Annotated in this window: 12 protein-coding genes; 5 read left to right on the forward strand and 7 right to left on the reverse strand. The window is 67.3% G+C overall.

Translation table 11 applies throughout. From position 1 onward, the window contains the following. Positions 1–243 precede the first annotated feature (243 nt). From ACESK5_RS07675 to ACESK5_RS07695, 5 genes are all read left to right on the forward strand, one after another. Positions 244–408: a hypothetical protein gene (locus ACESK5_RS07675; RefSeq protein ID WP_201740309.1), complete on the forward strand. Its 165-nt coding sequence runs from the start codon at positions 244–246 to the stop codon at positions 406–408. A gap of 102 nt (positions 409–510) precedes the next feature. Further along, complete coding sequence (locus ACESK5_RS07680) at positions 511–1263, forward strand: TrkA family potassium uptake protein (RefSeq protein WP_372910968.1); 753 nt, start codon at positions 511–513, stop codon at positions 1261–1263. A 62-nt stretch (positions 1264–1325) separates the two neighbouring features. Further along, the gene (locus ACESK5_RS07685) at positions 1326–1745 is read left to right on the forward strand and encodes a PPC domain-containing DNA-binding protein (protein ID WP_372910969.1); all 420 of its coding nucleotides are present in this window, start codon (positions 1326–1328) and stop codon (positions 1743–1745) included. A 13-nt stretch (positions 1746–1758) separates the two neighbouring features. Further along, the gene (gene polC, locus ACESK5_RS07690) at positions 1759–6843 is read left to right on the forward strand and encodes a DNA polymerase II large subunit (protein ID WP_372910970.1); all 5085 of its coding nucleotides are present in this window, start codon (positions 1759–1761) and stop codon (positions 6841–6843) included. 93 nt (positions 6844–6936) lie between these two features. Then, a complete protein-coding gene (locus ACESK5_RS07695) occupies positions 6937–7254 on the forward strand; it encodes a hypothetical protein (RefSeq protein ID WP_372910971.1) in 318 nt (105 codons plus the stop codon). Between the two features lie 32 nt (positions 7255–7286). Here the strand turns inward: ACESK5_RS07695 and ACESK5_RS07700 are convergent, their stop codons facing one another. The 7 genes from ACESK5_RS07700 to ACESK5_RS07730 form a co-directional block, all read right to left on the reverse strand. After that, positions 7287–7691, reverse strand: a complete 405-nt coding sequence (locus ACESK5_RS07700) for a tautomerase family protein (RefSeq protein WP_372910972.1) — start codon at positions 7689–7691, stop codon at positions 7287–7289. A 68-nt stretch (positions 7692–7759) separates the two neighbouring features. Continuing rightward, the gene (locus tag ACESK5_RS07705; RefSeq protein ID WP_372910973.1) at positions 7760–9310 is read right to left on the reverse strand and encodes a sulfatase; all 1551 of its coding nucleotides are present in this window, start codon (positions 9308–9310) and stop codon (positions 7760–7762) included. Between the two features lie 245 nt (positions 9311–9555). Then, complete coding sequence (locus ACESK5_RS07710) at positions 9556–9915, reverse strand: NifU family protein (protein WP_372910974.1); 360 nt, start codon at positions 9913–9915, stop codon at positions 9556–9558. A gap of 96 nt (positions 9916–10011) precedes the next feature. Continuing rightward, complete coding sequence (locus tag ACESK5_RS07715; RefSeq protein WP_372910975.1) at positions 10012–10341, reverse strand: DUF5783 family protein; 330 nt, start codon at positions 10339–10341, stop codon at positions 10012–10014. A gap of 189 nt (positions 10342–10530) precedes the next feature. Beyond that, a complete protein-coding gene (locus ACESK5_RS07720; RefSeq protein ID WP_372910976.1) occupies positions 10531–11559 on the reverse strand; it encodes an ABC transporter ATP-binding protein in 1029 nt (342 codons plus the stop codon). A 3-nt stretch (positions 11560–11562) separates the two neighbouring features. Further along, positions 11563–12372, reverse strand: a complete 810-nt coding sequence (locus ACESK5_RS07725; protein ID WP_372910977.1) for an ABC transporter permease — start codon at positions 12370–12372, stop codon at positions 11563–11565. Next, the gene (locus tag ACESK5_RS07730; RefSeq protein WP_372910978.1) at positions 12347–13255 is read right to left on the reverse strand and encodes an extracellular solute-binding protein; all 909 of its coding nucleotides are present in this window, start codon (positions 13253–13255) and stop codon (positions 12347–12349) included. Before ACESK5_RS07730 ends, ACESK5_RS07725 begins: the two co-directional genes overlap by 26 nt. Between the last annotated feature and the right edge of the window lie 47 nt (positions 13256–13302).

Raw genomic sequence — 13302 nt, forward strand, 5'->3', positions numbered from 1 at the left:
CACACGCCCTGTCGTGGGGTGGTTTTCGACGCCTCGCTCGCCGTCACCTCTCGCGACTGTCACAACGTTCCGGTACCGACGGGTACCGAATCGATTGATGTCACAGATACTGGCGAGATTTGTGCAGGTATGTGGTGGAAGTGGGAGACAACCGAATCGAACGTCCGAAACTAGCGAGTCGTTCCGGAGATTCGTCTCCGATACATCGACGAATTTATAAGAGGGTGGTACTTTGTACCAAACATGACGGACGCGACCACTCCCGTCGACGCCTCGAACACTGAGGTCATGGCCTCTGTGGACTCTGCCCCCGGTCGGTCGCAGTTCATCATCGCGGACGTGACCCGCGACGACGCCTGGATGGCAGTACGACTCGAAGAGGCTTCGACACTCCCGGAGTGGCGCTGAGTCGGTTCTCGGACCCTCACCCGTAGTTCCCACGCTCGAGCCACCGCTGGCAGTACTTGCGTGAGCGTTCAGACACATACATAACGAACGGTTGATACGGTTATGTCGTCCGACAGCCTCGACACGTCCGCCGGACGACCGCTGGTTCGACGGGCGGCCCGTCCGCTCACCGCGTTCGCGGGCGTCGTCGTCGCAGGTGTCGCCGGCTTCACCCTCCTCGGTGGCGTCGGCGTCGTCGACGCGCTCTTCTGGCTCGTCGACCCCACCAGCATCGAACTCCACTTCCGCGAGCACGCGGGTCCCGAACGCCTCGTCAAGATGTACGCGGTCCTCGTGCTCTCCGGGCTGGTGCTCGCGGGTCTGTGGACCGGCGAGACGGCACTCGCGGCGGCGTTCGGCGGCCAGATAACGGAGGAACTCGAACGAATGCAGAACGACCGAGCCATCGCCGACCTCGACGACCACGTGGTTATCTGCGGCTACGGGATGTTCGGCCGGACCGTCGCCGACAGCCTGCGGTCGGCCGACCGCGACGTGGTCGTCGTCGAGACGGACGAGACGCAGTACGAACGCGCCCTCGACAGCGAGGACGTCCTGGCGGTGAACGCCGACGCCCGCCGCGAGCAGACACTCGTCGACGCGGGGATCCGCCGGGCCGACACGGTCGTCGCGGCCATCGACGACTCCAACGTCAACATCCAGATATCCATCGCGGCGAGCCAACTGGCTCCCGAAGTCACGCTCGTCGTCCGGGTCGGCGAGGAGATGTACGAGTCACTCGCGCGGCGGGCGGGCGCCGACGAGGTGGTCATCCCCGAAGTCGTGAGCGGCCGCCAGGTCATCGAGTCGCTCTGACACCTGTGGGTTCGGCGGCCGGTGACTGAACTTTTTTGTCGACCACTCCCGATACCCAGCCTATGAACTATCGGGAGGTCACGCCGACACGGGAGTTCCTCTGCTCGCTCGAACACGGGACCGACTGGCGCGAGGAAATCGAGGAGTTCGCCGCGCGCGAGGGAGTCGAGTCAGCGTGGTTCAACGCCATGGGCGCCGTGCAGGACGCCGAGGTCTGGTTCTACGACCAGGCCGAGAAGGAGTACCTCTCGGTGCAGTTCGACGAACCGCTGGAGGTCGCCGCCTGCGTCGGCAACGTCGCCCTCCTCGACGGCGAACCGTTCGCCCACACCCACGCCGTGCTCTCGCGGCGGTCGGGGCAGTCGCTCGCGGGCCACCTCAACGCCGGCACCGTGTTCGCCGGCGAGGTGTACCTCCGGGCGTTCGAGGAACCCCTGGCACGCGAACACGACGACGTGACGGACCTGGACCTCTGGCTGTGAGCGGGAGGCAGGGATGAGACCGGCGGACGAACGCTACTTCGAGCGCATCGAGACGCGCCTCGACGAGGCGTTCGAGCGAGCTGAGGCGGCCAAGGCGCAGGGGTGGGACCCCACCTGCGAGGTCGAGATACCCGTCGCGCGGGACATGGCCGACCGCGTCGAGAACATCCTCGGGATTCCGGACGTCGCCGAGCGCGTCCGCGAACTCGAGGGGCAGATGTCGCGCGAGGAGGCCGCCCTCGAACTCGTCACGGACTTCGTCGAGGGGACCGTGGGGGACTACGAGTCGAAGGCCGGGAAGATCGAGGGGGCGGTCCGGACGGCCGTCGCGCTCCTCACCGAGGGCGTCGTCGCCGCGCCCATCGAGGGAATCGACCGCGTCGAGGTCCTCGACAACGACGACGGCACCGAGTTCGTCAACGTCTACTACGCCGGTCCCATCCGCTCGGCGGGCGGGACCGCACAGGCGCTCTCGGTGCTCGTCGCCGACTACGCCCGGACGCTCCTCGACATCGACGAGTACAAGCCTCGCGACGAGGAGGTCGAACGCTACGTCGAGGAGGTCAACCTCTACGACAAGGACACCGGCCTGCAGTACTCGCCGAAGGACAAGGAGACCCGCTTCATCGCCCGGAACATGCCCATCATGCTCGACGGGGAGGCGACGGGCGACGAGGAGGTCTCCGGCTACCGGGACCTCGAACGCGTCGACACCAACAACCCTCGCGGCGGCATGTGTCTCGTCCTCGCGGAGGGAATCGCGTTGAAGGCACCCAAGATACAGCGCTACACTCGAAAGCTCGACGAGGTCGACTGGCCCTGGCTCCAGGACCTCATCGACGGGACCATCGGGACGGACGACGCCGAGGGGGCGGCGAAGACCGACGACGGCAACGTGGATGGCGACGGCGACGAGACCGACGACGGAGCGGCAGACGGGGACGGAGACGTCTCCGACGAGGCTCCGACCGACGACCCCGCTGGTCCTCCGCGGGTCGAACCCGCGACGAAGTTCCTCCGTGACCTCATCGCCGGCCGACCCGTGTTCGGCCACCCGTCGATGCCCGGCGGCTTCCGCTTGCGATACGGTCGCGCCCGCAACCACGGGTTCGCCACCGCCGGCGTCCACCCCGCGACGATGCACCTCGTCGACGACTTCCTCGCCACCGGGACGCAGATAAAGACGGAACGGCCCGGCAAGGCCGCGGGGGTCGTCCCCGTCGACTCCATCGAGGGACCGACGGTCAGACTGGCGAACGGCGACGTCCGCCGCATCGACGACCCCGCGGAGGCGCTCGAACTCCGCAACGGCGTGGAGGCCATCCTCGACCTCGGGGAGTACCTCGTCAACTACGGCGAGTTCGTCGAGAACAACCACCCGCTCGCGCCCGCCTCTTACACGGTGGAGTGGTGGCGGCAGGACCTCGCCCACGCCGGCGGGGACCTCCAGGCGCTCGAGGACGACCCGCACGTCGACCTCTCGAACCCGACTCCCGCCGAGGCGCTCACCTGGGCGACCGAGTACGACTGCCCGCTCCACCCGGCGTACACCTACCTGTGGCACGACCTCTCGGTCGACTCGTTCGAGGCGCTCGCCGACGCCGTCGCGGCCGGACACGTCACGGAGGCGACTGCCGACGGCGGCGTCGCGCTCGACCCGACGGCCGGCGAGGCGGCCCCCACAGGCACCCTCGTGCTCCCCCGCACCGAGACGGTGACGCGAGCGCTCGAGACGCTCCTCGTCGAACACAGCCAGACGGCGGACGACCTCCGGGTCGGACAGTGGGAACCGCTCGTGCGCTCGCTCGGCTTCACGCGCGACCTGGAGCGGACGTGGGACGACCTGTCCGAGCGCGCCCGCACCTGGGACGGCGGCGAGAACGCCGTCGAAGCCGTCAACGAGGTGGCTCCGTTCCGGATTCGAGAGCGCGCGCCGACGCGCGTCGGCGCGCGAATGGGTCGTCCCGAGAAGTCGGAGAGTCGCGACCTCTCCCCGGCGGTCCACACCCTCTTCCCCATCAGCGAGGCGGGCGGCAGCCAGCGCGACGTGAGCGCCGCGGCCCGCGAGCGCGGCGAGAACGGGAGGCGCGGGCACTTCGACGTCCAGCTCGGCCGTCGCCGCTGTGCCGGGTGCGGGACGGACACCTACCGGACGCGTTGCCCCGACTGCGGCGGCCACACCGACCCTCACTACGAGTGCGACGACTGCGGACAGGTCGTCGAACCCGACGAGGGGGGACGCGTCCACTGCGACCGGTGTGACCGCGACGTCTCCTCCGTCGCGTGGCAGTCGGTCGACCTCAACACCGACCTCCGAGAGGCCCTCCAGGACGTCGGCGAGCGCGAGTCGTCGTTCGACATTCTAAAGGGCGTCAAGGGGCTCACCTCCTCGAACAAGACCCCCGAACCCATCCAGAAGGGAATCCTGCGGGCGAAGCACGGCGTGACCTCGTTCAAGGACGGCACCGTCCGCTACGACATGACGGACCTCCCCGTCACCGCCGTCCGTCCCGCCGAACTCGACGTCACCGCCGACGACTTCCGTGACCTCGGGTACGACACCGACGTCGACGGCGACCCCCTCCAGTTCGACGACCAGCTGGTCGAACTGAAGGTGCAGGACATCGTGCTGTCGGACGGCGCGGCAGAGCACATGCTCAAGACCGCCGACTTCGTCGACGACCTCCTGACCCGGTTCTACGACCTGCCGCCCTTCTACGACGTCGAGGAGCGTCAGGACCTCGTCGGCGAACTGGTGTTCGGGATGGCGCCGCACACCTCCGCGGCCGTCGTCGGCCGCGTCGTCGGCTTCACCTCCGCGGCAGTCGGCTACGCGCATCCGTACTTCCACGCCGCGAAACGACGGAACTGCTTCCACCCGGATACCAAAATCTGGTACGAGGACGAGTCCGGCGACTGGCACTACGAACGTATCGAGACGGTCGTCGAAGACCGCCTCGAGAACCCCCGGACCGACGACTTCGGGACGCTCGTTCAGGAACTCGACTGCGAAATTCGGGTGCCATCGGTCGATACGAACGGAAACGCGGTCGTGAAACCCGTCGAGGCAGTCTCGAGGCATCGACCGTCCGAGCATCTGGTCCGAATCGAGACACGGAGCGGTCGAGAACTGACCGTGACGCCCGACCACGACGTGCTGCAGTGGTCCGGTGACTCGCTAGAACGGGTCTCCGCCACCGAGCTAGAACCGGGGCGGACGGTTCCCACCCCGCGGCGTGTCGACTTCGAGGGGACTCGCCCCCGGTACGATTTGCTCGAAGAACTGCTCGACGCCGGGGCTATCCCACCCGACGACCTTGTCGTCCGGGGCATCGGCACGGAGCGGCTGAAACACCTCCTCGACAGTGCAACCGACGCCGACGAGTACCTGACACCCGTCGCAGTGACGCTGGGGGTCGGTACGTCGACAGTGTACAACTGGATCAGCCGCGATAGTGTTCCGGTTTCGGTGTTGATCGAACTGTTCGGCGAGCGAGGGCTGCTCGAGCGGGTTCCCGACGACGTCACACTCGCTGTCAGGCGCGACACCGCCGAGATGAACCGCTATCTCGAAATCGACGAGCCGTTCGCGAGGCTCCTCGGCTACTACGCGGCAGAGGGATTCACTCGCCGTGAACCCGGCGAGTGCTACCAGACGACCATCTGCATCCCGGACCGGTCCGCACGAGACCGGATCATCGAAACGTTCGGACGGGCGCTCTCCGTCGACGCGTACGAGGAGAACCGGTGGAACGTCACCGTCTCGAGTCGCCTCGTCACGGCCCTGTTCGACGACGTCCTCGACGTCGGGTGTGACGCGGCTTCGAAGCGCATCCCCGACGCCGTCTTGTCGGCTTCTTCGGATTCCCTCGCCGCCTTCCTCGCCGGCTACTTCAGTGGTGACGGGAGCGCCTCCGGTGACCGCGTCGAGATTCGAGCCCACACTGTCAGTGACGAACTGAAAGCCGACCTGGTGGCGGCCCTGAAGCGGTTCGGTATCGCGACGAACGTCTACCGGGAGACTCGAACGTACGACAGGGGGGTCATCGCCGAGTTTTACGACGGCACACCCGTGTTCGAATCGTGGGTGGTGAAGGTCACCTCGGAGAACGCTGCACGCTTCGCCGAGCGTATCGGGTTCGACCTCGACCGGAAACAGGACACCCTCACGGACGCGCTGGCGTCGACGGAACTCCGACCGCAGCGCCTCTTCGGTGACGGTGGGAGTACGGACGTCCGGCTCGACGAGGTGACGTCGGTCGAACCGGTCGCCTCCGACGTCGACTTCACCTACAACGTGACCGTCTCCGACACGCACTCGCTCGTCGCGAACGACCTCCACGTCGCGCAGTGCGACGGCGACGAGGACTGCGTCATGCTCCTCATGGACGGTCTGCTGAACTTCTCGAAGGAGTTCCTCCCGGACAAGCGGGGCGGACAGATGGACGCACCCCTCGTGATGTCCTCGCGCATCGACCCCTCCGAAATCGACGACGAGGCGCACAACGTCGACATCGTCCGCGAGTACCCGCGGGAGTTCTACGAGGCCACGCTGGAGATGGCCGACCCCGGGTCGGTCGACATCACCATCGCGGAAGAGACGCTCGACACCGACCACGAGTACCACGGCTTCGAGCACAGCCACGACACCTCGAACATCGCCCTCGGGCCGGACCTCTCGGCGTACAAGACGCTCGGGTCGATGATGGAGAAGATGGACGCCCAGCTCGAACTCGCGCGGAAGCTCCGCGCCGTCGACGAGACGGACGTCGCAGAACGGGTCATCGAGTACCACTTCCTGCCGGACCTCATCGGCAACCTCCGGGCGTTCTCACGGCAGGAGACGCGCTGTCTCGACTGTGGTGAGAAGTACCGACGCGTCCCGCTGACGGGCGACTGCCGCGAGTGCGGCGGCCGGGTGAACCTCACGGTCCACCGTGGGTCGGTGAACAAGTACATGGAGACGGCCATTCGGGTCGCCGACGAGTACGACTGCCGTCCCTACACCAAACAACGCCTGGAAGTGCTCGAGAAGTCGCTCGAATCGGTGTTCGAGAACGACCAAAACAAGCAGTCGGGAATCGCGGACTTCATGTAGTTCGTTCTGGTTCGGATTTCGTGCGAGCGACTCTCGACAGTGGTATGCTACCAACAATCACGGTTTTTGTCGACAGACCTCTAACAGGAACGTATGTCCGAGGACGCAGCGCGCTCCGGGAACGACGCCGACTCCGTCGTCGACGTCGAGATTGGGACGACAGTGTACGACGCCGATGGGAACGAACTCGGGACCGTGCGTGGCCTCGACGACGTCGGGTTCTACGTTCGGTCCACCGCAGGGACCGGTAGAGTTGGCTTCGAGGAAGCACGCGACGCGTTCGGCGTGGGGTACGTCATGTGGCGCTGTTGGGAGTGCGGGGAGATGGGCCAGATCGAGGGTGACCTCCCCGAGGCGTGTCCGGCCTGTGACGCCCCGCGCGAGGAACTGTACTACTGGGCCGAAGACTGAGCGAGAGCCGAAGGTTCCCTCTTCGAAGCAGCCTACTCCGTGCCTCGCGTCGCACCGGTTTCCGTCTCCGTCTCGTCCCACGACGCGAGCGCACCCTCCGCGAGGTGGAAGTCCCGCCCGTCGTGTTCGGTGTAGACGAGGTAGACGTTCGACGCGGCGACGTCCCACTCCTCCGATGTTCGTTCGATAATCGAAGTAGCGAGCGCTCGCCGCTGTTCTTCGCTCCGCCCCGTCCGGATGTCGGCGTCGACGAGCACGACGTCCTCGTCGCTCGCCGCACGTCCCAGCGAGAGGCCCGAGCGGTCACAGACGCGGACGGAGACGCCGACGTGGCCCGTCCCAGTCTCCATCACCGCTGCGAACTCCGCCGCGACCCACTCGGCGAACGTCGCTCGGTCGTCGGGTTCTACCGTCGTCTCGAACCGCAGGTGTGGCATACGGGAGTCGAGACGCCCCGGCGAAAAGAAGCCCCGTCACCGAGACGGTCCATCGCCGCGACGGTCGGTCACTCGAGGTAGCCCAGGTCCCGCAGCCGCGCCTGTGCCTCGTCGTCCATCTCCTCGACCGTCTCGTCGCTCACCTCGTCGTCGAGTGCCTCGGTCCACGCCCCCCCGGCGTGGTCCTCGAAGGCGCTCAGTGCGGCCTCCGTGGCGGCGACGACCCCGTCGTCGGTGGTGAGCGACTCCAGTTCGTCGGGGTCGTGGTCGAGCCGGTACGCTTCGTCGGGGATGCGGTCGATGCGGACGTACTTCGCGTCGGGCCGTCGCGCCGCACGCATCCGCGAGTAGAACCGCGAGTCCGTGGGGAGGGTGATGCCGGCCTCTTCGGCCTTCTCCTCCAGTTGCTTGAGTTCGACCACCGGCCGGGAGTACTCGACGAACGCGTACCCGCCCTCGGGGGCGGCCCGCTGACCGGGGTCCGGGGCCGACGACCGACTGAACTCCCGGTACGACTCGGAGAGCAGCGACCGCGTCCGGTCGCGTGCGACAGCGGTCTCTCCCGCGCTGGCTGGCACGCCGCCCTCCACGTCGAGCGCGTCCAGGACCGTGTGGTAGAGGTCGAGCAGTTCGACCTGGTCGTCTCGCCGTCCGCCGTCGAGTTCCGGGTGTTTGACCATCAGCGGCACGTTGACGAGCGGGTCGTAGAGACAGAACTCGTGCCCGTAGAGGTCGTGCTCCCCGTGGAGTTCGCCGTGGTCCGCACAGACCACGACCATCGTGTCGTCCCACTCGTCCTCTCGCTCGAGGAAGTCGAACAGGCGGGTGAGCTCGGCGTCGATGTGCGCGATTTCGGCGTCGTACAGCCCGCGGATGTCATCGAACTCCTCCGCCGAGATGTCGCGCGCACCCGAGTTGTACTCCTTGGAGTTCTGACACACCTCGCTCGAGTCGACGCCCGGGGCGAACTCCCGTTTGAACTCCTCGGGCGGATGGTACGGGAGGTGGGCGTCCATCAGGTTGACGAACGCGAACCACCCCGCGTCCGACTGCGAGTCGGCGACGAACGACTGGGTCCGGTCGACTACCGCGGGGGTCTTCGAGTCCGCGCCCTCGCCGCCCGCGAGGTACTCGTGAGCGGTGTTGCCGAGGCTGACGAGTTTGTCGGCGACGGCGCGCAGTCGCTCGTTGTCGTTGAGCGTCTGCCACGCCTTCGCGAGGGGCCCCGAGAGGAACTCGCCGGGCATCACCTCGAAGAAGTTGTCCTGGTCGTCGAACCCGTCGGTGAGGCGGGTGTAGGGGGTGATCCACGCGTTCGACGAGTAACAGGCCGTATCGTACCCTTCGCTGGAGAGGGTCTCGGCCAGCGTCGTCGCGCCGTCGAGGTAGGGGTTCTCCTGGTCGGCGCCGTGCTGACTGGGGTACATCCCGGTGAAGAGCGACGCGTGGACTGGGAGGGTCCACGGTGCGGGTGCGACGCACTGTTCGAAGACGGTCGCCTCCTCGGCGAACGCCTCGAGTCCCGGCGTCGTCGGCCGGTCGTAGCCGTACGGCGTCAGGTGGTCCTTCCGGACCGTGTCCATCACCACGAAGAGGACGTTCGTGGGCGCGGTAGCCATAGCCCCGATTTGCGTGTTGACCCGAATAAACCCCTCTGTTCACACTCGCCGACGACTCCGACCGACATTCTCTATCGCGTCATAAGGTTTACGAACCGAACCCCCGGCCCGTCGCTCGTTCCGCGAAACCAGCGCTAGACACGGCTGTGTCTGTCGTTCGCTGGAAGCGACCGACCCCGAACGGTCCGCGAGCTATCCGCTCGTCGTTCGCGGCTCGAAAGAAGAAGCCGACGGCGCGTGACCCGTCAGAACGGGGCCTGCGGACCTTCGTCGGAGTCGGAGTCCTCGGTCGTGTCGCCGGGGAACGAGGGGGACATCCCGCCGCCGTGGCCGCCCTCACCGCCCATGCCGGTGTCCGCGTGGACCACTTCGATTTCGGGAATCTCCTTGACCATGCGGGACTTGATCGCCTGGATGGTCATCGGCGAGATGCCACAGCCCGAACAGGCACCGCCGAGCATGATGGTGACTTCGCCCGACTCACGGTCGAGGTCCTGGATGGCGGCACTCCCGCCGTGCATCTGGATCTGCGGGAAGTTCCGGCGCAGGAAGTTCGACACCCGCTCTTTCAGGTCGTCGTCGGCCTCTTGGGCGTCCGTACTCATGTCTGCGTGTAGGAAACGGCGGTGCTTATGCCTTTGGTTCACCCCCGGGGTGCGAGCCGTTCGGGTACGGTCCTCAGGGGAGTCGTCTCGCGGGCGTCACTCCCCGGCGTCGAGCCCGAATATCCGTCTGAGTTCGGCCCTAATCGCCGCCGTGTAGTCGTCCAGCGCCGCGTGGATCGTCTCTTCGCTCACCGGCACGCCGCTGCCCTCCAGCCGCGCCACCGGGTCGTCCGGGAGCTCGATGCGGAACTCGCCGTCCTCGTAGAACGGCTCCGACTCGTTGAGGACGAACTGGTCGATGGCGTGGACGAGGTCCGAGTCGTACGACTCCCGCATCGTCTCGAACGCGTTCTTGTAGGCCCGCTGGAGTTCGGTGAAGTAGTTCGCGTACTTGTCCTCGAACTTCTCGGGGTCGAACTCGGCCATACCCGGCGTTTTCGGGGCAGGACCAAAAGTCAGCCGATACGTCGACCACGAGCGGTGATTCGAGAGTCTCGTCGCGTCTCGCGGCTGTTCACGCGGACCGTCTCGGTTCGCGCGCGACTCGGTCGTAAACCATATCTCGCGATACGAAACTCGGGGATGAGGGGGTGTCCACGACCCGGTCGCTCCGCCTCAGGACGTGGTGACGACGTGGACGGCCTCGGGTGGGACCGCGAGTCGGACCGTCGACCCTTCCCGTGCGCCGACCCGCTCGACCGTCGACGGGCGCGCCTGTACCGTCAGGTCCCAGCCTTCGCCCGCGACACTCACCCGGTACTCGTCGCCCTCGTTCAGCGCCCGCCGGACCACGCCGGTGAGCGTCGTCGGGGACTCCGCGGGCGCGACGAGACGCAGGCGAGACGGTCGGACGCAGGCCGTGACCCGCTGTTCGCCCGCAACGCGGGCCGTCGTCCGGAACGTCGCGTCGCCGACACGGAGGACGGTCCCGTCTTCGCTAACCTCGACGACGTCCGCCTCGAACACGTTCTCGCTCCCGGTGAACCGGGCGACGAACGCGCTCTCCGGCCGGTTCAGCACCGCCTCCGGGGTGCCGACCTGTTCGACCCGTCCCGCGTGAAGCACCGCGAGTCGGTCCCCGAGAACGGTCGCCGCTCGCTGGTCGTGTGTGACGTAGACCACCGGGATGTCGAGCGAGGCGAAGAGGTCGTGCAACTGGTCGCGGAGACGGCGGCGAATCGGCGTGTCGAGGCTCGACAGCGGTTCGTCCAGCAGCAGGGCGTCGGGGTCTGCCGCCAGGGTGCGCGCGAGCGCGACCCGCTGACGTTCGCCGCCCGAGAGCGCCTCCGGACGGCGCTCCAGCACCGCGCGTATCTCGAGCATCCCGGCGAGTTCGTCGACCCGCTCGCGTCCCGTCGCCGCGTACTCGACGTTCTCCCGGGCGGTCATGTGGGGAAACAGCGCGCCGTCCTGGAACACCACGCCGACCCGCCGGGCTTCGAGTGGTCGCCCGACGAGCGACCGACCGTCGAGGGTTACCTCCCCGCTGTCGGGGCTGACGATTCCCGCAACGAGCGACAACAGCGTCGACTTCCCGCTCCCCGACGGCCCGAGGACCGAGAGGACCTCGTGCCCGACCGAGAGGTCGACCGGGCCGAAGTCGAATCCGGGGTACGACCTGGTGAGGGCGGTGAGTTCGAGCATCGTTCACTCCAAGGGCGACGAGCCGAGGACGTTGATGACGACGAGCGTCGCGACTGCCACGCCGAGGAGGACGACAGCGATGGGGAACGCCTCGTCGAGTCCCAGCGTGGTGAACGAGACCCAGATCTGGACCGGCATCGTCCGGGGGTAGTACGCGAGCATGATGGTCGCACCGAACTCGCCGATGGCGCGAGCGAACGCGAGCGTGATGCCGGCGAGGATGCCCGGCCACGCGATGGGGAGGGTCACGCGGCGGAACGTCGTCCAGCGCGACTTGCCGAGCGAGCGCGAGGCGTACTCGAGGCTCCGGTCGACACTCTCGACGGCCGCCTTCGCGGTGACGACGACGAACGGCGAGGCGACGAACGTCTGTGCGAGGACGATGCCGGCCAGAGAGCGGGTCAACGGGACCCCGGCGGCCGTGGCTGCGCTCCCGAGCGGCGTGTTCGGTCCGACGACGGACAGCAGCACCATCCCGCTGACGATGGGTGGGAGGACGAGCGGCAACACGACGAGTGCCGTGACGAGCGCCGAGAGGCGGCCCTCTGTCCGCGCGAGCCAGTACGCGAGCGGGAGGCCGAACACCGTCGCTAGCGCCGTGCTCACCGTCGAACTGAGGACGGACGTCCGGACTGCAGCCGTGACGTCCGGCGTCGTCAGCCGTTCGAGAACGGTACCCGGCGGCTGTGTCACGACGAGCGAGACGAGCGGGACGAGGTAGTAACACAGGAGCACCGCGCCCAGAAGGAAGGTCAAAGAGAGCCAGTCGAGGCGCCCGGCACCGACCTCAGTTCGCGAGCGTGTCGGGAGCATGTGGCGTGTAGCGTGGGTAGTCGGCGGGGACGCCGAAGCCGAACGACTCCAGATACGGCCCGGAGACGTGCGCCTCGAACACGTCACGGACGACGGGCGACTCGCGCAGCATCGTCGACCCATAGCTGATGGGTCGGCCAGTGACGACGGTTCCGTCCGGGAGTTCGTACCTCGCGCGCGAGTAGTGGTCGGCGAGTCGTGGGTCACTCTGGTCTATCTCCGCCGGGAGTTCGACGTAGTCGTAGCCGCGTTCGACGGCCATGTTCCGGTAGGCCACGGCGGCGTCGATGGCCCCGGTCTCGAAGCCGCTGATGAGTTGGGTCTCCGGATAGACCTGTTCTCGACGGGGAATCGTCTCCCGGAGGTCGACGTCGAGGTCGTAGTACGCCGTCGCGAGTTCCAGCATGAACAGCGTCCGGTAGCCGAGCGGGTCGAGGTCGGGGTCGGTCCGGCCGAGCGCGACGCTCCCGTCGAGGAGTGGTCGGTACCACTCGTCGGCACCGACCGCCGACAGTCGTCTCCCGCCCTCCGTCTCGGGGTTGTACGCGACGACGACGGCGTTCGTCGCGAACTCGGCGTACCACGCCGGCTTCACCCACGCGTCGAACAGTGCCACGTCGGCGAGCGAGACGATGTCGGGCGTCTTCGCACCCTCGGCAACGAGGCGGGCGACCTGTGCCGAGCCGTGCGCTTCGACTTCGAGCCTCGCGTCCACGCTGGGCCGAAGCCCGTTCTCGAGGGCGTTGTTCAGGCTCCCGGCGGCGAGCATCGAGACCGTCTCCGACCCGCCGGACACGCCGGACGCGCCCACGTATCCGGCCCCCCCGAGCGCGACGGCCATCCCGGCCAGGGCGCGCCGACGACTGACCGGGCTCCGTTCCATGTGACGTAGTCACCCGTGGTTGAGAAAAAGGCTTTGAGTAACTGATA

The sequence above is a fragment of the Salinigranum sp. genome (genome assembly GCF_041641895.1).
Lineage (GTDB): Archaea > Halobacteriota > Halobacteria > Halobacteriales > Haloferacaceae > Salinigranum.

Excerpts from the sequence above, each read along its gene's own strand:
- ACESK5_RS07695 (WP_372910971.1), top strand. The coding sequence starts at position 6,937 with ATGTCCGAGGACGCAGCGCGCTCCGGGAACGACGCCGACTCCGTCGTC.
- ACESK5_RS07715 (WP_372910975.1), bottom strand. The coding sequence starts at position 10,341 with ATGGCCGAGTTCGACCCCGAGAAGTTCGAGGACAAGTACGCGAACTAC.
- ACESK5_RS07710 (WP_372910974.1), bottom strand. The coding sequence starts at position 9,915 with ATGAGTACGGACGCCCAAGAGGCCGACGACGACCTGAAAGAGCGGGTG.
- ACESK5_RS07685 (WP_372910969.1), top strand. The coding sequence starts at position 1,326 with ATGAACTATCGGGAGGTCACGCCGACACGGGAGTTCCTCTGCTCGCTC.
- ACESK5_RS07705 (WP_372910973.1), bottom strand. The coding sequence starts at position 9,310 with ATGGCTACCGCGCCCACGAACGTCCTCTTCGTGGTGATGGACACGGTC.
- polC (WP_372910970.1), top strand. The coding sequence starts at position 1,759 with ATGAGACCGGCGGACGAACGCTACTTCGAGCGCATCGAGACGCGCCTC.
- ACESK5_RS07680 (WP_372910968.1), top strand. The coding sequence starts at position 511 with ATGTCGTCCGACAGCCTCGACACGTCCGCCGGACGACCGCTGGTTCGA.
- ACESK5_RS07725 (WP_372910977.1), bottom strand. The coding sequence starts at position 12,372 with ATGCTCCCGACACGCTCGCGAACTGAGGTCGGTGCCGGGCGCCTCGAC.
- ACESK5_RS07720 (WP_372910976.1), bottom strand. The coding sequence starts at position 11,559 with ATGCTCGAACTCACCGCCCTCACCAGGTCGTACCCCGGATTCGACTTC.
- ACESK5_RS07730 (WP_372910978.1), bottom strand. The coding sequence starts at position 13,255 with ATGGAACGGAGCCCGGTCAGTCGTCGGCGCGCCCTGGCCGGGATGGCC.
- ACESK5_RS07700 (WP_372910972.1), bottom strand. The coding sequence starts at position 7,691 with ATGCCACACCTGCGGTTCGAGACGACGGTAGAACCCGACGACCGAGCG.
- ACESK5_RS07675 (WP_201740309.1), top strand. The coding sequence starts at position 244 with ATGACGGACGCGACCACTCCCGTCGACGCCTCGAACACTGAGGTCATG.